We start from the raw sequence: 22603 nt of genomic DNA, 5'->3' as shown, positions 1-22603 counted from the left end.
CGAGAGAGTGGATTCGGCTGCGATGCTACACCACGTTGCCGAGTTGAATAATGGGAAGATACATGGCGATGACGAGGCCGCCGACCAGCGCCCCCAGCACGACAATGACAAGCGGCTCGCACAGGCTCGCCAGCGTGGCGATCTTTTCGTCAACCTGACGATCGCTGAGCGACGCCACGTCGATCAGCATGGTGTCGAGCGTGCCCGATTCCTCGGCGACTGCGACCGGCTGCACGATCTCCGGCGCAAAACAGCGTGCCGAGCGCATGGCCGCCGCGAGCCGTTCACCGCGCCGCAGCCGCGCAGCGATATCGACGGTGGCGCGGTCGAAGAAGGCGTTGCCGGTGGCGTGCGTCAAGGAGTCGAAAGCGTCGGCGAGTGGCGTGCCGGCCGACAGCAGTGTGCCGAGCGCACGACTCCAGCGGGCTGCGCACAGGCTGCTCAACAGCGGACCGGCGACCGGTATTCTCAGCGCCACGCGTGCGAAGCGTATGCGCGCCGCTTCGGAACGTCGCATCAGAAACGTCACAGCCCAGCCCAGGGCGAACACCATGAGGACGGCCGGCACGCTCCAGCGCGTGGCACCCGCCGAGAGCGCTAGTACGAATTGGGTCGGCGCGGGCAGCTTCGCGCCGAAACCGTCGAAGATCTGTTTGAACGTCGGCACGACCCACACCAGCAGCGCAGTGGTGATTGCCATGGCCAGCAGCAGGATCGCTCCCGGATAGGTCAACGCGGCACGCACCTTGGCGCGCTGCGCGGCGGCGCGTTCGCGGTCGTCGGCGAGGCGGGCCAGCACCGCGGCTAACGCGCCGGCTGCTTCGCCCACCTCGACGAGCTGGCAATAGAACGCGCTGAACTGAGCCGGGTGCCGTTGCAGCGCCGCGGAAAACCGCAGTCCGCTCGTAATGTCGCGTGCCAGCGCGCCGACGATACGCGGCATGCCTTGCTGGCGCACGTTACCAGTTTGCGCCAGCAGATCGAGCGCGGGCGCGAGCGGCAACCCGGCGCGCAGCAGACTGGCGAGCTGGCGCGTGAACAGCGTGACGTCGGCGGCGCGGGTTTTGGGGCGGGGCGCCGCTCCATGCGCTTTGAGTTCGATGATGAACAGGTTGTCGCGCTTGTTGAGCAGCGCCCGCGCGGCGCTGGCGTCCGGTGCGATCAGCGCGCCGCGTTTGTGCGTGCCCTGCGCGTTGACGCCGTGCCACCTGAAGCGCAGTTCCGTTGCCGCTGGCCGAACCAGCACGGCGGTATTCACGCGACCTCCGTGGCGGCCAGCGCTTCTGCGAGACTCGTCGTGCCGTCGCGCACACGCGCCAATGCGGCGTCACGCAACGTGAGGACTTGCTCCGCCTGAGCGAGCCGCGCGAGTTCATGCGTGCCTGCGCTCGCCACGATCAGTTCGCGCATCGGCTCGGACACCGGCATCACCTGATGCACGCCGATCCGGCCACGGTAGCCGATGCCGTGGCACTTCGCGCAACCGGCGGCGGCGTAGGGCTGCCAGCCGTCGAGTTGAGCGTCGGCGAAACCCGCGGCTCGTAGCGCGGCGGCCGAGTGTGGCGAAGGCGTTCGGCATGCCACGCACAGTCGGCGCACCAGCCGTTGCGCCGTCACCATCCGAAGAGCTGCCGCCAGGTTGTACGGCTCGACGCCAATGTCGATCAGACGTGCGATTGCCGCGGGGGCGTCGTTCGTATGCAGCGTCGACAGCACGAGGTGACCGGTTTGCGCGGCCTTCACGGCGACGTCGGCGGTTTCGTCGTCGCGGATTTCACCGACCATGATCACGTCCGGGTCCTGCCGCAAAAACGCCCGCAGCGCCACGGCGAAGGTGAGGCCCGCCTTCTCGCGCACGCTGACCTGGTTGATGCCCGCTAGCTGGATTTCGGCCGGATCTTCAACTGAGCACAGATTGCGCGACGCGTCGTTGAGCAATTGCAGGAAGCAATACAGCGACAGCGTCTTGCCGCTGCCGGTCGGACCGGTGACCAGCATGAGGCCGTGCGGCGCACGGATCGCGGCGTCGACAGTGGCGCGCTGTTGTGGATCGAGGCCGAGCGAGTCGAGCGACAGATCCGCGGGCAATGCGTCGAGCCGGCGCAGCACCAGCTTTTCGCCGAACAGTGTAGGCAGCGAATTGACGCGATAGTCTTCGGTCCGTCCGGGCGACGTGGCGATCCGCAGCCGGCCATCTTGCGGCACGCGCCGCTCGGCGATGTCCATGCGCGCCAGCACCTTCACGCGGGTGATGAACGCGTCGCGTAGATGCGCGGGCGGCTGCGGCGTCTCATGCAGCACGCCGTCGATGCGCAAGCGTACGCGCCAGCCATGCTCCGACGGTTCGATATGCAGATCCGACGCGTTGCGGCGCGTGGCTTCCTGCAGCGTTTCGGTGAGGAGGCGAACGGCCGGCGCGGTGTCGATATCGCCGAGATTGGCGGCGGGATCGACCGCGAAGTTTGCGGGCCTGGCTTTGGCCGCGGTTTCGCTATTGAACGCTGACTGCCCTGGAGCGGGCGCAGCGGGATGACTGGATGCTTGCATGAGAGACCGGTGACGAGCCGCCTGTAGAACGTGACGGCTGCATCATCGGTCATGGCATCGCCCTAACGCCACTCGGCCATTCGGCTAATGGCGCGCGCGGCGCCGCTGTGCGAAGCTCTGTTTCGGCTTCAGATGCGCGTGGCTTTGGCGGCCTTGGCCGCACCGCGCACCGGCGGCTTGAACAGCTTGACGGTGCGGATCGCCTGATCGTCGCTGCGCATTACTTCGAGCTTGGTGTCGCCGATCTGCACGCAGACGTCGCCGTCCGGAATGTCTTCGAGGATTTCGAGGATCAGGCCGTTGAGCGTTTTGGGGCCGTCGGTGGGCAGCGTCAGTTGGAGCCAGCGGTTCAGTTCGCGCAGCGGCATGCTGCCCGCCACGATGCATTCGCCGCTCTCGTTCCAGCCGCCGCGCGTATTGGCGCTACGCGGAATCGACGTGGTGAATTCGCCGATCAGCTCTTCGATGATGTCTTCCGGCGTGACGAGGCCTTGCAGCTCGCCATACTCGTTGACGACCAGCGCGGTGCGGTGGCGGCTTTCCTGGAAGAACTGCAATTGCTGGAACACGGGCGTACCGCTCGGCACGAAGTACGGCTCGGCGAGCAATTCGCGCAGCGTCTCGCGCTCGAGCTCCTGGTTGTGCAGCGCGGCCAGGGTCTTGCGCACGTGCAGCACACCGAGCACGCGGTCAATGTCGCCTTGATAGACGATCAGCTTGTTGTGATAGCAGGTCTCGAGCTGATGCAGGATCTGTTCGAACGGCGCGTCGAAATCCAGCGCTTCGATACGGCGGCGCGGGATCATCACGTCGTCGACGGAGATGTTCTCGAGGTCGAACAGGTTCAGCAGAATGCTGCGGTGCTTGGTGGGCATGAAGCTGCCCGATTCGAGCACGATGGTGCGCAGTTCTTCGGTGGTCAGGCGTTGATCCCGCCCGCCCTTGGTGTTGATGTGCAGCACCCGCAGGATCGCGTTGGCGAACAGATTGACGAACCAGACGAGCGGCTTCGCGACGCGCATCATCGGCGCGATCAGCAGGCTGGCGGGCAGCGCGATTTTTTCCGGAAAGGTCGCGCCGACGATCTTCGGCGTGATCTCCGCGAACACGATGATCAGGAACGCGACAATGCCGGTCGCGATCGAGAGCACGACGTTGTTGCGGCCGAACGTGTGCAGCGCGATCGAGGTGGTCAGCACCGGAATGATCGTATTGAACAGGTTGTTGCCGATCAGCACCACGCTTAACAACTGGTCGGTACGCGCGAGCAGGCCTTGCGTGGTCTTTGCGCCGAGCACGTTCTGATTGGCCAGGTGCTTCAGGCGATGACGGTTGAGCGCCATCATCGCCGTTTCAGAAATGGAAAAGAAACTGGAGCAGACGAGCAGCAGACAAACTGCGCCGATCTGCGCCCATAGGGGAAGTTGTTCCACGCGTCGTGAAGGAGAGGGACAGGATGGAGAGAATATAGCAGAGGGGGCCGCCGCGGCTCTCCGCGGGATGGCCGGGCGGGATGCCGAGGGGACGGGCACCGCGAGCTTGGGAGGGATAGTTTTGGTTATGCGGCGCGCCGACCCTGATCGAGTGGGTAGTTGTTAGTTTTGGCCGGTAGGTTGTTTGAGTGTGCGGACCAGTGTTCCTAGCGTGTGCATGAATTCTGGGGTGAAGCCGGCCTCGGCTGCTGCGTCGCAGGGGACGCCGGCACCATCGAGAAAGGCGTGGGCGAGCAGGGCGGCGGATTCGATGGTTTTGCCCGCGTCGATCGGTGCCTTGTGTGGTGGGTCGTTCCTTGCATGAGTTTTACCGCCGTAATTCGGCACGGCGACACGCACGACGCAGGCCGATGCGTCGTATAAGCGGCCAAACGCGTCGGCGTAGTCGGTTCGCTGGGTGATAGCGTTATGCCGCGTCGTCTCCTCTATCGGCGTGGCGATCTTTAGCCGCAGATGGCCGTCGAATTCCGCCACATGGTCGCGGATCGTACGACCGGGCGCGTTGTCCGTACGCGATGCGTCGAACGCGCCGGGTGGTGCGGCGGCGAGGTCGGCGAACAGGTCGGGAACGTTCGCTTCGTTCCATCGGGTGTTCGACCATCTCGTAGCCGGTGGCTCGAATAGCGCGAGCGGATCGAGCGGCGTATCGAGCAGATCGTGTAACGAAGTCGAGGTTCCGGGACTGAACGGCCGGTCTTCGGAAAGGCCATACGGTCGTGGTGTTACGTAAAGCGGATTCGCTGCTGCGTTTTCGGCGGAGTCAGCCGCAGGACCGGCGCCAACGCCAGAGCCAGAGCCAGCGGCGGAACGCGCGTCGGTCAGCGTGGACCCGTCCGTCAGATTCCAGACCGGCAACTCGGGGCACGCCGCCGCCCGCAGCACATAGGCGCCGATATTGACGATATCGCCCGCGTGCAGCTCGATCTGTCCGCGCGGCTCGATCAGCTTGCCATTAACGGCGATCGCCGCATGCTCGCTGGTATTGAGCAACTGCCAGCCGTCGCCGTGCGCGCTGATCGACGCATGGCGACGCGCCACCGCGCTGCCGCCGTCATCGTCGTCGGGCAGCACCAGCGTGTTGTCCGGCGCGCGGCCGATCGAGCCGCCGGCGGCGTCGAAGACCGCGCCCGGGTCGTTCGGTAGCGCCTTGCCGTGGCAGGCGACGATCATCAACTGAAGGCGAAAAGAGGGCATGGAGCAAACGTCCTGATCTGATAGCGAGCGGCTTTACGACGGACACGAAAACGCGTCCATTTGCGGCAACCTGAACGGGTTGTAGCTGCTGTTGGCGATGACCCGCAAAGACAGCTTGCGGCCGTTGAAGTCGAAGGTGGCAACGAAGTGCTCGGGCGTCGCGCCCGGTGTAATGCGCGCCTTGTCGAGCAAACGGTGCAGCGCCCACGGTCCCTGCGTTTGCAGACCGTCGGCGCCGCCGGGTGTGCTGATCTGCAAGCTGACCTGACCGCCGCCGCCGGGGCCCGGCCATTTCACTGTGGTGGGCAGTTGCGGGCCATGGGCGTAGCGGATCGTTTGGCCGTCGACATCCAGCGTGTACTGCGCGATCCCCGGGTCCAGTTCGAGCGGTGTCAGCTCGACCTGCAGCGCCGGCGTCGTCGCATTGCCGGAGAAAAACGCGGTGCGGATGATGTCGGCATTCTGGAACGAGCCGGCCAGACGGGCATCGCCCGAGGCGGCGCCGGTCGCGTCGCGCCTGAAGCGCCAGCGGCTGCCGCTGACGTCGATTTGCGACGCCAGATTTTTTTGAAAAAAGCTGTCCATCAAGCCGCCCGTCGCGAACAGCTTCGAAAAATCGTCGAGCGCGACATCGCGGGTGGCGTTGCGCACGAATGGATAGCGCCCGTCGATCATGTGGCGGCACAGTCGGCCTATGCCGCCTTGGGCGTCTTGCGCGAGATTGGCGCGCAGCGCGCCGCCGATCTGCGCCGAACCGTTCTGCGACAGGTCGCCGAACATCTTGCGCAAGGGCATCGGCATACGTCCGGCATCGGCCTGCAGTTTGTCGAACACGCCGGTTGGCGGCGGCGCATTGCCGCTGTTGAGTGCCGCGCTCGCCGACGTCAGGTAGCTGTACAACTCGTCGACCACGCGCAGGTTGCCGTCGAACGGCGCCGTGCCGGCGGCGCCTCCGTCGGACGAGGCGACGAGGCGGCGCAGTGGTTCGAAATGCGCGTCGACGACGGCCTCGGGTCGGTCTTCGCTGGCCGCTTGCGGCACTGCGGGCGCGGCGTTGCCGAACATCGCCGCGAGCGATTGCCGCGCTTCGCCGAGGCGCTGCTGCATGCGATCCGCCGCGGGGCGCTGCTCGGACGAGGAGGCGGTTCGCGACAGATTCGTCTCACGGGCGGCGGCTTGCAGAAATTGTCTGAGCGGCGAATCCGGCGCCGATAGCGTGCGCGCGATTCGCGTGCTTTGCGCAATCGACTTGCTATCGATCAGCGTCAAGTCGTTGAGATAGGCATCCCAGACTTCGATGTAGTCGTTGAAGTACGCGCGTCGGACTTCAAGCGCGAGGCGCGCGGTGTCGCCAGTGGGCGCGGCGTCGATGCCCAGCACCCATGGTTCTTCGCTGCGCAGTTGCGCGGTGGCGTTGGCGACGCGTTTGTCGAAGATGTCCCAATAGCCTCGATACGTATACAGGCTGTCGATGCCGTCGCTGAGCGGTTTGCCGCTGATGCGCCGGAACACGAGCGCGGCCTGCGGGCCACCCGCGCTGACGACGGTGAGCGGCGCGGCGTGCGGCATGCGCAGCAGTTCGCGGCGCAACTGATGGTAAGCACGCTGAGCGAACGAATCGCGTGCGAGCCGCTCACGCACGCGGCTCACCAGGGCTGCGTTGAGCGCGAACGGCGACGCGACCGCGCGCGCTTCGAAGAGCCGCGTGAGGTGCGCTTCCAGATGTGCGCGTTGGTCGAGCGTGGTGCTCGATGGCAACGACGTCTGCGTGTCGAGGATCAGCCATGCGGCGACAAAACCGCCGTCGTAGTGAGCGGCGTCGTGAAGCATCAGATAGGCCTTGAGCGCGTCGTACGTATATTCCGGATCGTCGAGCGGGGCGTTGGACAGCAGCGCTTCAAGACGTGCGGCGGTCTGCGGCAGCAGTTTGTCGTCAAGCGCGCGGCGATAGATCGTCTCGCCGGCTTCGCCGATTTTTGCACCGGCGTAAAGACCGAGTCCGTAGCGCAAGGCCGGCGGGGCATCGATCTCGAAGTGCTCGCTGCGGGGCAGGCCTCGCACTGTGTCGAGCATCGGCGCGAGCGGCGCCAACGCAGCGGCGGGCAACGCGATCGGCGGGCGCGCGTGCAGGTTGAACGCGGCGACGTGCGCGCCGACTTCGTCGAGATAGGCACGGTTGTTCGAATAGCTGATCGTCCAGCCGGCTAGCAGTGTCAGCAACAGGGCACCGCTCGTCACCGCGAGCGCCGTGTGCGCGATCAGACGGCGCCGCAGCGACGCGCGACTCGTGCCGGCGAGGCCGGCATCGGCAAAGACGGCCTCGTGCAGCAGTTGCTTGAGAAAATAGCTTTGGCCGACGCGACTGGTTACGGGTGCCGGTGACGGCATTACGCTGTGCAACTGTTGTCTGACCGGCGTCAGTATCCGGTCGATCGTCGGCCCGCTCTGCAAGGCGCTAGTGAAGTAGATGCCGCGCGCGACCAGGTTGGCTTCCAGATGCGACGTCTGAAACAGCGTCGAACAGAAGCCGTCGAGCACCTCGCGCAGACTCGCGAACTGCTGCGGGAATAGATAGGCGAGCGCCCGGCTATCGAGATCGGGGTCGGCGCCCACGACGTCGCGCAAGCCGTCGCTCAGGCGTTGCGCGAGTTTGTCGAATGCGACGGTGAATGCGGTGGTGGCGTTGTTGCGTGCTGCGGCGTTTTCATCGAGTGGGAATGTCGCGCCCCAAACCTGCTCGCGGCCCTCGCGGTTCAGCGCGGAAAAATACTCGACGAAGCCGCTGAGGCGATCCATTCGGGTGAAACATAAGTAGATCGGGACCTGCATGTCGAGCGCCGCCCGCATCGATTGCAGCGGTTTGCGCAGACGCATCGCGTAGGCCGTGCGGTCGGCTTCGTTTAGCGCGAGCAGCGAGTCGATCGCGACTGTCAGTAGCACGCCGTTGAGCGGCTGGCGCGGCCGATGTTTGCGAAGCAGCGCGAGCAGGACGCGCCGCTCGGTGCCGCGCCGCTGGGTGTCGTCGGCGGCTTCCAGAAAGTGGCCCGGCGTATCGACGAGCACCGCGTGGTTACTGAACCACCAGTCGCATTGCTGGGTCGCCTCGACACGGCCGGCGGCAGCGCGCGCCGCTTGCTTGGCGGTCGACAGTTCGAGTCCGCCGTGGACGAGTACAGCGGTCTTGCCCGAGCCGCTGCTGCCGACCACCAAATACCACGGCGATCGATACGCGTACTGACCGGTGGCGGCATCGAGCCATGCCGTGAATTTGCCTGTGGTCGGGGTTGCGCGGCGCAGCAGATAGAGCGCATCGCGAAAACGGGCGCGTAGTTCGGCAACCAGCGCGCCGTTTTGTGTGCGGATACTTGCGCCGGTGCTTTCCGCTGTTTTTAAGGAGCTCGAATTCGACCGGTGTTCACGCCAACGCGCGACCATGCCCGCACCCGCACCCGCACCCGCACCCGCACCCGCACCCGCACCCGCACCCGCACCGCTCGCACTTCCCCGCATCCGCCAAACCAGCCGCATGCATCCGGCCAGCAGCACGAGCGCAATCAACCACGCTCGCACCGCCGCACTTTCCAACGGACGCGTCGCGCCGATCGCCAGCAGCGGCCCCACGCTCCAGATCAACGCGACGACCAGCGCGATTTCGACGCATAGCCACACACACAGCCACCACTCCCGGGACAACATCAGCTTCACTACCCGTGTTACGAACTTCATTGATCGGTCGCCTGCGAAATGCCTTGTCTGTCTGGGGGAAGCGGGACCAGTACGATCTCCACGCGGCGGTTTTGCGCGCGACCATCGGCTGTCTGATTGGTGGCCACCGGCTGTTCGTCGCCACGCCCCGTCACGGTGATGCTGCGGTTCGCGTCGAGGCCGGCCGCCAGCAGCCATTGCCTGACCGCGCTGGCACGGGCTTGCGACAGCGCGAGGTTCGACTCGAAGCGGTGATCTCGAATCGGCTGATTGTCCGTATGACCGGTAATCGCGATTTCGCCGCTCACCCGGTTCAGCACACCGGCGAGATGCACGAGCACCGGCAGATAAGCCGGATTCGCGGTGGCCGAACCGGAGTTGAACAGGCCGTCGCCGCGCATCGCGATCACGCTGCGGTCCGCCTCTTCGCGCAGCGCGAGCAGGCCGCTTTGCAGATCCGCGTCGAGCGCTTGCCGCAGCCTGTTCGACGGCGGCGCGTCGCTCGCGTGGGTGTTTAGCTCGGGCAGATGAAGCGTGACGATCGCCGCATAGACTCGATCGGCGTGCGCGGTAGTCGCCAGCAGAAACGCGGTGAAACTCGCGCTACCGCTCACACCGACGAACAGCAACCACGCCCACAACGGCAGCCCGCGGCGCACTCGCCGCACCGGCGTCCGGTCCGCGGCGCGCCATTCGGGCGACAACGGCAGCGCGTATCCGCCGCCCGTTTCATGCAGCAATTTGTGCAGCCGACGCATCAGCGTTTCGCGTTGCGCGGCACCGTTGTCGATCACGCGGTAGCGTCCCTGGAAACCGAGTATCAGGCAGAAGTACTGCAGCTCGATCATGTCGCGATGCGCGTGCGCGCTCACCGACAGGCGCGCCAGCAACTGGAAGAACTTTTCGCCGCCCCAGGTCTCGTTGTGAAAAGCCACCAGCAGACTGTGCGTCGACCACGCGCCACCGCCGCTCCACGGCGCGAGCGCTGCCGCTTCGTCGAGCGCGGTGCACAGGCAATAGCGCGCGGCGACGATCGTCTCGACGGGAATGGCCGCACGTTGCGCGCGCGCCTGAAACTGCCGGATCTGATCGAGCAGATATTCGCGCAGCTGCTGCGGCGCGAGGTCCGTGCTGGTGCGGATCGGCGCGAGCAGGTCGAGCAGCGGGTTGGCAGCGACGACAAGCGCGTTGCGGGCGTCTGATCGATGCTGCATCACCCGCGAATCGCCCAGCATTCCATCGTCAGACCCGGCAGATCGCCCGCGACGTGCAGCGCGAGTCCGCTGGATTTTTCCAGTTGCTTCCAAAGCTCGGCGCCGGTATCAAGTTCGAAGTAGTGATAGCTCGCGTGATACGGAATCTGTCGAGGCGCAACCGGCAGCGTGCGCAACGCGATGCCGGGCAGATGCAGATTCACCAGATCGGCGAGCCGCTCGGCCGGCCCGATCTTGATCTGTGCGGGAAAGCGTGCGCGCACGGTCTCGGCGGGCAGATCGGCGTGCACGGCGAGCACGAAGCCGGCGCTATGCAGCAACTCAGGGCTCGGAATCCGCGCCACCCACACGCGGTGCGCGCGTTCCTGCAACTCAATCGCGACCGCGTTCTGTTCGAGTACCGTCGACAACGCGCGCCGCAACTCGGCCATCAGCGGCGAAAAGCTGCCTTGCAGATCGTCGTGCCGGTACGCTGGACGAACCGTCGGCCGGCGCTCGTGGTTGGTGTAAGTGGCGAGGTCGAACGCGAGCCTCAACCACTGCTGAAACAGCGACTCGGGATGCACCTCGCCGAGTTCGTGTTCGTGCGAAGTATCGGCCTGCGCGCGATTGATCAGCGCGAGCAGCAGGAAGTCCGCGACTTCGGCGACGCCGCCGCGTCCCGGCCGCGACAGCCGGTTCGCCAACGCATCGCCGCGTTGCTCGAGCAGGCCGTGCAACTCGCGGATGTAGCCGGCGAGCAGCGGATGCTGGCCGGCGATCAGCATCGGCGGAATGTAGAGTTTGTCGAGCACCAGATGGTTGTCGCTACGCCGCTCGACCACGCGTAGCAGGCCGATGGCCTGCCATTCGCTGCCCAGTTCGGACGCCGGCACCAGACGCAGTCGCGCGCGGGCGATCTGCACGCTGGCCGGTCCCAGGGCGACCGCATTGCCGTCCGCGATTTCGCGGACATAGGCGCTATAGCGCGCGAGCGAATCGGCGCGTTCCTCGAAGATCGTGTCTTCGCCGCCCGGCCGCCTGAGCGGCAACGCGAGCAGCACGAGCTGATCTTTTGCGTCGACGGGAATGTCGAGCGGCGCGGGCAGTTCGTCGGGGCTCGTCAGCAGAAAGGGGGTGCCGTCAGGAAACACGCCTTGCGCCATGGTCAGCGAAACTTTCCCCAAGGCTAGCGCGTCATGATCGATTTCGACGCTCGTGAAGCCCCAGAACGCGCGCTGCAAGCCGCGACAACGCAATTGCACATAGCTCTCGACGTAACGTTCGAACTGCTGGAAATGCTGCGGGCGCAGATACATGCCTTCCGACCAGACGACCTTGCTGCGGGACGCGCCCGAGTCTTTCAACGGTAAATTCAACGGCGCGGTGGAATGCTTCATCAAGGGTTCCGATTCAGGGTTCGGACGACGATGCCGCTGTCGTCCAGTTTCACTTGCACTTGCACGACGGGTCGCTGCGGTTCGAACGGCCAGAACGAGGGGAGGCTGGACTCTTCGGCGACGGGTAACGCGATGGCGACGCGCCAGACGTGTCGGTTCAATTCGCGGTAACCGGCGACGATGCCCAGCGAGCGCATCCGCGTATTGCCTGTCCGTTCGATCGTCCGTTGTTCGCCGGGCCGCAGAATGAGCTGGTCGAACCCGACGAGGTCGTCACCCAGACTTGCCTTCGCGTGGTCCTGTAACGGCGCGAAGCCGCTCGCGGTGAAAGCGGCGGTCGATTTCAGGTCGTAGAGGCCGACGAGAATCGGCGCGGGACGTCCGAGGCTGTCTGGATTGACGGTTGGGCTGGCGTCGAGAGAGAGCGTGAAAGCGGTGTCTGCGGGTGGGCGTGTTGTTGCGCAGCCGGTGAGCAGCGTGAGCAGGATCAACTGGGGCAGCAGAGCCAGCAGCATTTGCCGCGTTAGGGGAGACGCCGTCGTCGGAAACCGCGCGCGCCATTGCATCGGGATCATGCGCGGTTCAACTCGCCAGATTAAGAATGTGCGTCTGACTGGGCGAGGTGCCCGTGCCCATCGCGTTGGTCGCATTCTGTTGCGTGGGGTCGGTCATCCGGGTAGTCGGCATGCCGTGCAGCAGTACCGTGTTGGCGCCGTTGATATGGCGCGAACTCGCGCAGACGGTGCCGGAACTGACGCCACCCATCGAGCCCGGCGCGTCGCCGGTGGTGACCGGAATGATGGTCGCGAGATTGTGAGCAGGCGCGCAGGCGACCAGGATATTGCTGACGTTCGGAATTGCCTGCACGCGTTGGGCGTTGTTGTCGTAAGCGACCGGCACGCCCAACGGCGGGGTCTTGTTGACGCTGATGGCGTCGTTGGCGCCGGCCGCGCTTGAATTGACCATGACCATGGATGCTCCTAGCCGAGGTGGATTTGTTGGGCGTCGAGTTTCGCCAGACGCTCGGCGGTCAGCAACGTGTGCTTGCCATGCAGACGTACGGCCTCCGATGCGGCGTAGTCGAGATGAGCGCAACGCAGATGATCGACCGTCTCGACCGTGCGAAAACTGGTCTTTGCGATATGCACGACGCGCTCGAAGACGCTCGCCAGGCTTTTACCGATCAACCGCAGCACACCGGTGTGGCCTTCGAACTCGGCGCAGGTGATCGATGCTTTACGCGCGACGAGCGTCGCGTTGTCCGCGTCGAGTGCGAGGTGCTTGCCGTGCAACGCCAGGTCGTTGTCCGCGTGCAGTTGAAGGCCCTGTTCGGCGCGAATATGGATACGGCTCGCCGATTCGATCAGTAGATCGCCGTCGATGCGAATGCATGCGCTGCGCCCGTGAGGCCGGTTGAGGATAGCCAACACATGGGGGCGCTGCGGCTCGACGTGGCTCACGATGACGCGGTCGCCGATCTCTGGCGCGATCAGGCAACTGAATGCGCGTCGGCACCGTAGCCGGGTGCCCGCGCAGACTACTAGCAACATGTCGTCTTGCAGCAACGCAAGTACGGTGCCGGCGGTTTCAGCGGGCGTGGTCGGCAGCGTTCTAGATTTGGCTACGGTTGATGTCATAGAGATTCAGAGGTGGAAGGCGGTGCCGCGCGATCGTTCCGACGTGCCGACCAGGCGCGCGCGGCTTGCAGTGCGGTGTCGCTGGCGGCTACGCCGGGACGGTCTTGCCAGAGGATGGGAGGGGGTTTGCAGCCGAGGTGGACGCGTGCGTCGCCAGCATGGAGTCGTGCGTCGCCGGCGTGGACGTGTTTGCCAACGACATGGGCATGTGCGCCGTCGGCGTAGGCGCAGGCGCGTGTCTCGCTGGCATGAATGCGCTCGCAGTCATCATCAACGCGCGCCCCATCAAAGCGCGTTCGCGCAAACAGCGCATCGCGAAAATCCGCCCCGTGCAGCAACGCCGACGAAAAATCCGCACTGTCGAGTCGCGTCTGCACAAAAAGCGCGCCGCTCGCATCGGCGCGATGAAACACCGCGCCGGAAAAATCCGCACCGCTGAAATCGGCGCTTGCCGCGCGAGCGTCGACCCAGATGCTGTTCGGCAGGCGCCCGCCACGGCACTGCGCGTGGTTCACGCGCGCCTCGAAGAAGTTGGCGAAGGGCGCGCCCACGTCGTCCAGCACCGCGTGGTCGAGTTCGGCGCCCTGAAAATTGCAGCACGGCAGCCGCGCCGATGTGAAGTCCACGCCCCGGAGTTCGGCGCGAATGAACTGGCATTGGTCGAATGTCTGTCCGCGAAACGTTTGTCCCGTCAGATTCGATTCGCTAAAAATGACGCGGTCGAAGCGGCTCTGCGCGAAACGCACATCGCGCAAATCCAGTCGATAGAAAAGGCTCTGGCGAATTGCGGCGGCCGACCAGTCCGCGCCATCCATTGGCGTTTCGTCAAAACAGGCGAAGTCGATTCGCGCCGAGTCGAACTGGCATCCGCTCAGCTCGCACTTAAGAAAGGCAACGTGAGTGGCGCGCGCTCGCGTGAAGCGTGTGCCGCTTGCGTGCGTGCCGGTGAAGCGGCAGTCGTCGAGCGTGCTGTCGGTGAGGTCCGTGCGCATCCACTCGCCGTTCACGATGACGCTTTTCGACAGGTCGGCACAAGTCAGATCGACGTCCGTGAAGCTGCACTCGTTGAACACGCATTCGCTGAGCCGCGCGTAAGCGAGTTGCGTGCCGCTGAACGTAACGTTCGCAAAGATGCCGCCCGACAGATCTCCGCGCGTCAAGTCGAGCGGTCCCACTGACTGCCGCTCGATGACTTCACCTCGGCGGATCATCTGTTGGAGCTGTTCGCGCGTGAGACTCATATAAGACTCATGCCGGGCTCGCCAGCGGATGGAACACGGCCTGCTCCAGATAAGTGCCGTCGAACTGCTCGCGTTCGCCGCTTCGTGAAACTTCATCCAGCAAAACTTCGGCGAGATTGGCGCGAAACAGATTCGCTTCGTGCAGGCCTGCGCCGCGCAGATCGGCGCCTCGCAGATAGCCGCCGATCAAGTCAGCGCCTGCCAGCCTCGCGCCGCGCAGATCGGTGCGAACCATGTAGCCGTTCTCGACCCGTGCGTTTTGCAGATTGGCGTCGTGCAGGCAGGCATCGGAGAAATCGCATTGGTCGATTCGCGCATGGCTGAAATCGGCGCCCTTCGCGCTGGCTTGACGCAAGTTCACTTCGCTGAGCGCGGCGTGCGAGAAGTCGGCGCGATCCAGCACGCTGTTTTTTACGAAGCAGGCCTGGCGCAACGTGGCGCGATCGAAACGGATACCGACCGCCGAGGTGTCGATGCATGCGAAGCCATGAATGTCGGCCTCGGAAAAACTGACGTGGTCGGCCGTGCACTGGATCAACGCCAGCTTGCGAATTCGCGCGCGGCTGAAGTCGACATGCTGAAAAGCCTGCTCGATGAACGCGAGATCACTCAGCGTGGCGTCGCTGAAATCGACGGAATCGAAACGACACTGACTGAAGCGAGCGCGGTCGATCGATGCGCGGCGCAGCTTGCATCGGTGCAATTGAGTGCGTTCGAACAGAGCGCCGTCGAGCGTTGCTTCGTCGAAATTGGTGTCGTCGCAGTGCGCCAGTGAAAGGTTGGCGCGGCTCAGATTCGCGCCGTGTAATGTGGCGCGAGTGAGCGTGGTGCGGACAAGCACCGCGTCGTTCAACGTGGCGCCGGTGAGATCGGCGTCGGTGAGGTCGGCGTTTTCGAGCAGCGCGGAGGATAGCAACGCGCCGCGCAAACTCAGGCCGCTTAGATCGGCACCCGTCAGGTCCAGATCGGCGAGCGATTCGCCGTTGGCATGCAGGGCTATGACGCGGTCACGTATCGCGCGAGCCGCAGCCGTACTCGCGTCGAGGCGTGGGGCGGCCTCTTGGTAGTGCGCGGTATGGCGGTAGGCTTCACGTAGTTTGAGGGTTGCCTCGCGTGTCATGTCGGCCATTTCGGCTTGCCGGGAATCAACGGGGTGAGTGGGCGGCGCGTTGTCGTGAAGCAGCGTCGGCGGCCCGCGTCGTGGTGCCGTGGGTGGACAGCGGGCGGCGTGTTCATCCTCGATACGCTGCCGCGTCTGGTCTAGCGCGGCGCGCTGTTCGCTCGCCAGTTGTTCCTGACGCTGCACGAACTCGGCCAGATCGTCGAGCCGCGGTGCGTGCGTCGGGCCAGGCGATGTTGCGAACGCATTGGCAGGGAACGGGATGCCTGCGTGCTGTGCGAATAAGGCGGCTTCGTCGGCGAGCGATCGTGCGCGGTTTAACAGGTTGCGCTGCCATACGCCGTGTGATGGATCGCCTGGCGTGCCGGCGTTGTCGCGCGTTGAGTCGGCGGCTGTCGACGCAGGCATAAGGTCGCTATCGCGCAACGCATGCAGCGCGCCGTGCTGACTGTCCATCCGCAATTCGAAAACACGCTGATAGTGCTCCGCTGATCGAGCTTGGCTGCTTGCCTCGGCGGCGATCAGCAAACAGGCGATGTCATGAGCATCGAACGTTTCGATTTCCGCGACGCCGTGAAAAATCATCACCACACGCTCGCGATGGGGAATGAACCAGGCAGTGGTCAGACGCATCGCAATTTCAGTCAGCAGCGTGGACTGACGCCGCCGGATAAAGCTGCGAGCACGCAACGCCGGCAAGACGCCCGCGATCACTTCGCGCTCCGGATGCAAGCGCTTGATCTCATAGGCCGCGCCGTCCGGCAGCGCCGCGTGTGCCGGCAATTGCTGGTCCAGCGGTGCGACGTTGAAATAGCGACGATCCATCGTGCGAGGAAAGCCGGGACGATCCTGCTCGTGCCACGCCTCGTCTAACTGACCAAAGAGCGCGCTGCGTTGCGGCCAACTCGGCGCGATCGGCGTAAAGGCGGCGGGCGCGATGTGTTGCCCACGCTGCATGAGCGCGTTCTCCGCGTATTCGATGTTGGGCAGTAGAGCCGGCGTGTCGCGGTCGTCGCCGGTTGCGCTGCTGAATCCCAGACCGACGGGATTGTCCGCATACCCGGCACCACCGTAGGCATGCAGCCAGTCGATCCGTAGCGACTCGAACGGTTTGGCCGCCGTGGCTGTGTCGCCGTTCCAGTTGCGCTCGCCCGACACGCGTAACCGCTTCTGCACGCCCGCGAAGCGGATGCCGACCTGGCAAGTGTTAGTGCGACCACCGCGGTCACCGCGTTCACAGTACGTGCCGTAGGCATTCGCGGACACCAGAAACTCGGCGTGCGATTTGGGCAGTGCCGCGTCGAGCGTATAGCCCGCCAGTTCATCACCGACCGTATTCCACAACTCGGATTCGCTCACGATTTGCGGCGTCGCGCCGAGTGTCGCCATGACCGGAATCGCGATGCCGAGGTGTTCGCGACCGTGCGCGCGGTAGGAGCGCGTGAGGATACCGAGCGGCGTGGGCTTGATGATTTTCATAACGGATGGATTCGGATGGCCGACGTCAGAACGTGACCGACAGGCCGACGGTGCTATACGACACGCCGGTCGCACTGACACTCGACCCGGTGCTGCTGACCGAAGAGCCGGTCGCGGAAACCGATGAACCGGTGGAGGAAACCGACGTTCCCGTCGTGGTGACGCTCGAGCCATTCGCCCCGACCCACGAACCGTTTGCGGACATGGCCGAACCGGTCACGCCCGCGCTTACGCCGGTCATGCTGACGCCGGTGCCGAGCACACTGATCTGGTGCGCCGTAAACGAGCGGGACGTGCCGAGCGTGATCGAGGTCGAATCGCCCTTGACCGAGACAGATGAACTGCCGCCGACTGAGGTCGACGTATTGTTCGCGACCGATTCGGTTTTGTCGCCGCCGACATCGTGCGTCGCGTCGTTTTCCACCGACAGCGCGTAGTCGCGCTCCGCGTGCAGGCTGATCTTTTCCACCCCACGCTTGTCTTCGAAACTCAGCATGTTGGCGTTCGCGCGGGTGCCGCCGGGTGTGCGCGTGACGAAGCCGCTTTGCGTCGCGGCTTCCGGCAGGCTGAAAGGCGGCATCTGATCGGCGTTGTAGACGCGGCCGGTGACGAGCGGCCGGTCGAGTTCGCCGTTCAGAAAATCGACCACGACCTCCTGACCGATTCGCGGCACGTGAATGCCGCCGAATTGGGCGCCGGCCCATGCGCTCGACACGCGCACCCAGCACGAACTGTTTTCGTCGCGCGTGCCGTAGCGGTCCCAGCGAAACTGCAATTTCACGCGGCCGTATTGATCGGTCCAAAGTTCGTGGCCGGCTGGTCCGACCACTACGGCGGTTTGCGGACCGGTCGCCCTTGGCACGCCCGTCACGCTCGGCGCGCGATAGGGCAGCGACGCGGGTTGCGCGATGAAATCGAATTCGAAGCGGGCTTTGCTGCTGCCGGTTGCGTAGCCGCCTTCCTGCAGTCGATAGCTCACGCCGACTATCAGGCAAGCGCGGTTTTCCACCTGCCGCGGACAGCCTTGCAACGTGAACAGGTAGCCCGGCGCGATCGCACGCAAACGCGTATGCGCCTGAACGCGTGCGTGCGCGGCCTGTTCCGCTTCGAGGCGCACGCGTGCGTAGTGTTCGCCCTGATCGGCTTCGATATAGCCGCCGCGCCATTGGTATTTCGCGTATTCGCCGTGCTCGGCGCTCAACGGCCTGGCGCGCACCTGCGACAGATCGGCTTGCGGTTTGCGGAAGTCGTAGTCGTCGACGGTGTAGGCGCCGGGGCTCAGTTCGACCGCCGGATGCCAGGCGTCGACGCCTTCTTCGGTGGGCAGTGCGAGGCGGTCCGCGGCGAGCCAGGGCAGCATCGCGTGGCCTGGCAGCGGATCGTGCGCGCTGAGGTCGTCGGCCAGCACCAGCACCTGCTGGTCCGCTTCGTGACGGAAAAAGTAGTAGATGCCTTCCTGCTCCATCAGCCTGCTGACGAACGCAAAATCGCTCTCCTCGTACTGCACGCAGTAGTCCCAACTGCGATACGCGGTCAGCAGACGTTCGTCGACCTGGAAACGGTATTTGTCGAACACCTGCCGCAGAATCTCCACGACCGACAGGTTCTGGAAAATCCGGCAATCCGTGCTCTGCGTGAGATACCAGAGCCACGGACGCAGCGTGACCGTGTAGACATAGCTGCGCGCCGTACTGGTTTCACGGCCGCTGAATGCACAGCGCGCGATCTGGCCGCCGAGATGGCGCAGCGCGCCGGAGCTCGTGACGATATCCAGCGAGAGCGGCTTGCCGAGCAGCGCGTTCATATCGAGCGAGGCGGAAGGGCTCACCAGTTCCACCTGAAACTCGTACAGCGACGACAGCATTTCCGTGCCGGTCAACGAACGGAACGCGAGCATGGCCGGATCGAGCGGCGTGTGTGCGGTGACGATGTGGTTCATAACAAGTTTCCTGCGTGACGGGCGTGCGGGCGTGACGGACGTGAGGGTTAGTGAGTGCGGCTTCGGGGCTGCTCAGGCAGTGGCGGTTTCCTGTTCGTATAGTTCGGGTTGGTAGACGAAATCGTCGGCGTCGACGGTGGTGGCATCGGCATCGGCGTTGGAGGTAGCGCCAGTGCGGGTGCCGAGCCAACTACCCCAGCCCAATGGCGGGTTGTTCGGGCTGTTAGCGCCCAACGTGGCGCCGCTCACCTGGTCGGCGGCCAGAACCAGCCGCAGGTCCCACGCCCATTCGACGCCGCCGTACAGACGCACCCACTGCGCGACCTGACGCGCGCGCGGCGTGCGCGGCAAGAGCGTTAAAAACTGCGCGTGCGATAACGGGCCGACCCTGAGCTCGAACTTCGACTGCACGTCGCGCACCGCGACGCCGAGCAGCGCGCCGCTGCCGAGCTTGCGGGTCGCCGCGCTGCCACGCAGTTGGGTGCGTTGTGACGCGTCGACCGGTATCCAGCTCGGTACGAACTCGACGATCGCCACCGGCACGCCGAGATACGCTTGCAGGATCTGCTGCAGTCCCGCCGGATTACGGGTTTGCCGCACCAGATGGCCGGCCATGAAATGGCAAGCGTGAGCGGGCAGGCCACCGTGCGGAGTCTGCGACGGCAAGCCCAGATGAATCAGGCTCGCGACATAAGCGTCGAAGCGCGCGCCCGCGCCACGGTCGAGGCTCACGGTAGCTTGTGCGTCGGCCCATGCGCGATAGAACAGCAGCGTCAACCGGTGATGAAACAGATCGGCGAACGCGGTCAACGCGGAGTCGTCGTGATTGCGCGCCCGGTCGCGCGCGTATTCGGTCAAATGAAGCGGCAGCGGACCGTTGGGGCCGAACAGGCCGAAGCCGAAGATCGACACGCGCGGCGGCGCGCCTTCAATCGCCGGCGTCGCGCTCGCCAGCGTGGCGGGCGCAAATACGAGAGACGGTTGCTGGCCGATGCGTAGTGGCTCGTCGCCCGGATGAATCGCGTGTCCGAGGCGCGCCGGCATACCGGAGCGGGCGTCGAGCCAGCGCAACAGCGCGTAGAGGTCGTATGCGTGCGGCGCGTTTGCGACCTGCTGCCAGAAGGTCGGCAGCGACGGATGGGCGGCGCCGTTCATGCGATCGGGCGGCAGCCGACACGCGGCGCCCACCGGTTGATCTCGCCGCGCTGCAGCGTTGCCACGGCGAGTTCGCTGAAGCTGTTCAGCGACACATGGCGGGCGAAGAATTGCTCCAGCACCGCGCCGAACAGATAAGGACTGGCGCCGGAAAAAGCGAGTTCGTCGAGCATTAGCGAAACGGCTACGCCGCGTCCGAACATCAGCGGCCCCGGCTGCGGCAACTGACGGTAGACGGGCTGAACCTGAACGCTGCGCAGCCCCTGAATCTGCGGCATCACGTTGGCTTGCGCGGCGCCCGCATAAAGTTCGAGCAACTCGCGCAGCACTTGCGCGCCTTGCGCGCCTTGCTCGCCGTCGAGATCGGTCAGCGTCAGATAGTTGAGGCCGAGGTGGCTGATCAGGCGCCAGGTGATGTCGCTATCGGCAAGCGCCGGGCGCGGCGGCGTCGGTCCGCGCAGCACCTTGATAGCGCTGACGGGCGCGGAAATACGCAAGCTGAAATCGCTGTTGCCGGCGAGCGGAATCAGTGGCGCGAGGTCGCGATTGGTGCAGAGCGCTTCCACCGACAACTGGCGCAGATCGTCGGAAAACGGGGCGTCGTTCTGGTCGACCAACGAGAGGAACACTTCGCTGCCGCTATAAGCGGCTGGCGCGTTGCCGTGCCCCTGTCCGCGCGCGGCTTTGCCGAGGCGAGGTTCGCGACGGACCGAGAAATAGCGGCCGTGGCCGCCGGGCGCGTCGGCGGAAAACGTGCCGTAGAACGGCCGGAACTCGCAGTGACTACCGGAGGACTGCCGATGCCCGGTCACTTTCTCGACGGTATGGATCTCATGGTCGAGCGGCCTCGTACGGTCCACCACCAAATGATGTTCGTGGCGTTGCAGCGTGATCGCGATACGATCCGTGCGTTTCGGAAACAGATTGATGACCGGCGTGCAGAACAGCGCAAGACTGCGGATGTCGACCGAGCGATCGAGTTCGGGCGCGGTCTTGTCAAGCAGGATGGTCAGCGAAAACGTCGTGCCTTCGATCTTGCGCAGCGCGGGGCGCAGATGCCTGATGCTGAAAAACAGGAAGCGCGCCGGGAACGCGAAGTACTCGTGCAGGAGCCGATAGCCGTGGAACGAGCGCGAACCGTAGGGCAACAGCGCCTGGGCCGCGTCGAATCCTTCGTGATGGAGGGCTTCGCTGTCGAGCAGCGAGCAACGGTTTGCGGTCTGCGCGCCGTCGCTGCAGACCACGCCGACGCAGTGTGCGAGCACCAGTTCCAGCAAGGGCAACGCCTGGTTTTCCGCGCCGCTGAGGAAAAACGTCAAGGCGTCGAGCGGCAATTGGCTCACGCTGTCGGCGCCGCAGACTTCAAGCCGTACGTGCAACGCGGCGCGTACTTCGCCTTGAACGTTGAGTCGTGACAGCGGTAATTCCGTTGGCACGCCGCGCAGCTTGACCTCCGTCACGCGTAGCGGCCAAAGCGTCAGCGCGTGAGCCGTGCGGAATTCGCAGGCGGTCTGTTCCCCCTGGCTGAGATGAGCGCGCAGCGGTGTACCGGCCGGCAACGTGTAGCCTTCATTCAGGCTGCCTTCGCGCAGATTGGGCTGCACGGCGACGATCGCCGTCGACGGCAACGGCGCCAGGTAGTTCGGGTAGACGACATCCAGCAGCCGCTGCGAAAAGCGCGGAAATTCGGCATCCATCTTCAACCGGATGCGCGCGGTCAGAAAGCAGAAACCTTCCAGTAGCCGCTCGACATACGGGTCCGGCACGGACGTGCTGTGCATGCCGAGATGGCCGGCGGTGTTCGGAAACGCTTCCGCGAACTCGGCGCCGAGTTCGCGCAGGTAGGCGAGTTCGCGGTTGTAGTAGTCGAGCAGGCGTGCGTCCATTACGCGATACCTGGCGAGTGCAAGATGACGCGGCCGTTCTCGAGATCGATTTGCGAACGCAGCACAAACGCTTGCGGCGCGCCGGCCGCCCACAACTGTCCGCTGATCTCCAGCGGCAGCGTGTGGCCGTGTCGATCCGCGTTTGATCCGGCGACGCATCGCACCTCGATGCTGTCGGCCAGAATGCGCGGCTCGAACTGCGTGATCGCTTCGCGAATCGCGCCTTCGATGTGAGTCCAACCGTTGGCCGGCAAACACGAGCCGGCCAACGCGTTCATGCCGAAATTGATCACCGAGCGGCGTACGTGCGGATAGGCGTCGAGGTTATCCGTCACGTCAAGCGGGACACTGTTCATGAGCCAGCCAAGATCGCGCAGAATCGATTCGCGCAATGCCGTGCGCGACGCCGTATGCGGCGGCACGTGGCGTTCGCCCGACTCGTTCCATACGGGCGAACGGTGCGCGGTCAGGCGATCCAGCAGCATGGGCTGAACGTCGATACGCGGTCCACGGCGCGGCGCCGCGGAATCCCACGGCTCGCGCAAGAAAGAAGGCTCGTTCACAGATAGTCTCGCTGGCAGGTGAGCCATGCGGGCAATCGCGTTGGTTTGCCC

At 64.9% G+C, this 22603-nt stretch carries 16 protein-coding genes; 1 reads left to right on the top strand and 15 read right to left on the bottom strand.

Translation table 11 applies throughout. From position 1 onward, the window contains the following. Nucleotides 1-25: 25 nt before the first annotated feature. From HWY05_RS36860 to HWY05_RS36815, 10 genes are all read right to left on the bottom strand, one after another. The gene (locus HWY05_RS36860; RefSeq protein WP_244146801.1) at nucleotides 26-1258 is read right to left on the bottom strand and encodes a type II secretion system F family protein; all 1233 of its coding nucleotides are present in this window, start codon (nucleotides 1256-1258) and stop codon (nucleotides 26-28) included. Next, nucleotides 1255-2547: an ATPase, T2SS/T4P/T4SS family gene (locus HWY05_RS36855; protein WP_035548803.1), complete on the bottom strand. Its 1293-nt coding sequence runs from the start codon at nucleotides 2545-2547 to the stop codon at nucleotides 1255-1257. The genes HWY05_RS36860 and HWY05_RS36855 overlap by 4 nt, the downstream gene beginning before the upstream one ends. 128 nt (nucleotides 2548-2675) lie before the next feature. Continuing rightward, on the bottom strand, nucleotides 2676-3980 hold the full coding sequence (locus HWY05_RS36850) for an HlyC/CorC family transporter (protein WP_081935775.1): 1305 nt from the start codon (nucleotides 3978-3980) through the stop codon (nucleotides 2676-2678). A gap of 162 nt (nucleotides 3981-4142) precedes the next feature. Continuing rightward, the gene (locus HWY05_RS36845) at nucleotides 4143-5234 is read right to left on the bottom strand and encodes an FHA domain-containing protein (RefSeq protein WP_176061399.1); all 1092 of its coding nucleotides are present in this window, start codon (nucleotides 5232-5234) and stop codon (nucleotides 4143-4145) included. A gap of 33 nt (nucleotides 5235-5267) precedes the next feature. Continuing rightward, nucleotides 5268-8960, bottom strand: coding sequence for a type VI secretion system membrane subunit TssM (gene tssM, locus HWY05_RS36840; protein WP_176061398.1), 3693 nt, complete (start codon nucleotides 8958-8960; stop codon nucleotides 5268-5270). Then, entirely contained in the window at nucleotides 8957-10174 is a 1218-nt protein-coding gene (gene tssL / locus HWY05_RS36835; RefSeq protein ID WP_176061397.1) for a type VI secretion system protein TssL, long form, read from the bottom strand. The genes tssM and tssL overlap by 4 nt, the downstream gene beginning before the upstream one ends. Then, a complete protein-coding gene (gene tssK, locus HWY05_RS36830; protein ID WP_176061396.1) occupies nucleotides 10153-11532 on the bottom strand; it encodes a type VI secretion system baseplate subunit TssK in 1380 nt (459 codons plus the stop codon). The genes tssL and tssK overlap by 22 nt, the downstream gene beginning before the upstream one ends. Next, a complete protein-coding gene (gene tssJ / locus HWY05_RS36825) occupies nucleotides 11532-12047 on the bottom strand; it encodes a type VI secretion system lipoprotein TssJ (RefSeq protein WP_176061395.1) in 516 nt (171 codons plus the stop codon). Before tssJ ends, tssK begins: the two co-directional genes overlap by 1 nt. 67 nt (nucleotides 12048-12114) lie before the next feature. After that, on the bottom strand, nucleotides 12115-12504 hold the full coding sequence (locus tag HWY05_RS36820; RefSeq protein WP_176061394.1) for a DUF4150 domain-containing protein: 390 nt from the start codon (nucleotides 12502-12504) through the stop codon (nucleotides 12115-12117). 8 nt (nucleotides 12505-12512) lie between these two features. Next, nucleotides 12513-13169 carry a DUF3540 domain-containing protein gene (locus HWY05_RS36815; protein WP_176061393.1) on the bottom strand — a complete coding sequence of 219 codons (657 nt, stop codon included), beginning with the start codon at nucleotides 13167-13169 and terminating at the stop codon, nucleotides 12513-12515. Between the two features lie 185 nt (nucleotides 13170-13354). Between HWY05_RS36815 and HWY05_RS38535 the strand changes: the two genes are divergently transcribed. Beyond that, a complete protein-coding gene (locus HWY05_RS38535) occupies nucleotides 13355-14347 on the top strand; it encodes a hypothetical protein (protein ID WP_244146800.1) in 993 nt (330 codons plus the stop codon). Between the two features lie 70 nt (nucleotides 14348-14417). On the opposite strand, the gene HWY05_RS36805 is transcribed toward HWY05_RS38535, so the two are convergent. The 5 genes from HWY05_RS36805 to tssE all read right to left on the bottom strand — a co-directional run bounded on the left by HWY05_RS36805 (nucleotide 14418) and on the right by tssE (nucleotide 22552). Beyond that, nucleotides 14418-17009 carry a DUF2169 domain-containing protein gene (locus HWY05_RS36805; RefSeq protein ID WP_176061391.1) on the bottom strand — a complete coding sequence of 864 codons (2592 nt, stop codon included), beginning with the start codon at nucleotides 17007-17009 and terminating at the stop codon, nucleotides 14418-14420. 25 nt (nucleotides 17010-17034) lie between these two features. Then, complete coding sequence (gene tssI, locus HWY05_RS36800) at nucleotides 17035-18948, bottom strand: type VI secretion system tip protein TssI/VgrG (protein ID WP_176061390.1); 1914 nt, start codon at nucleotides 18946-18948, stop codon at nucleotides 17035-17037. Between the two features lie 72 nt (nucleotides 18949-19020). Beyond that, entirely contained in the window at nucleotides 19021-20103 is a 1083-nt protein-coding gene (gene tssG / locus HWY05_RS36795) for a type VI secretion system baseplate subunit TssG (RefSeq protein ID WP_176061389.1), read from the bottom strand. Next, nucleotides 20100-21989 (bottom strand): type VI secretion system baseplate subunit TssF, encoded by a 1890-nt coding sequence (gene tssF / locus HWY05_RS36790; RefSeq protein ID WP_176061388.1) that lies wholly within the window; start codon nucleotides 21987-21989, stop codon nucleotides 20100-20102. Before tssF ends, tssG begins: the two co-directional genes overlap by 4 nt. Continuing rightward, nucleotides 21989-22552, bottom strand: coding sequence for a type VI secretion system baseplate subunit TssE (gene tssE / locus HWY05_RS36785; RefSeq protein WP_176061387.1), 564 nt, complete (start codon nucleotides 22550-22552; stop codon nucleotides 21989-21991). Before tssE ends, tssF begins: the two co-directional genes overlap by 1 nt. Nucleotides 22553-22603: the final 51 nt, after the last annotated feature.

Origin of the sequence: Paraburkholderia sp. BCC1876, assembly GCF_902833695.1 — a bacterium.
Taxonomy (GTDB): domain Bacteria; phylum Pseudomonadota; class Gammaproteobacteria; order Burkholderiales; family Burkholderiaceae; genus Paraburkholderia.
The sequence above is the reverse complement of the archived record's forward strand: the minus strand, read 5'-3'. Positions and strand labels throughout refer to the sequence as shown.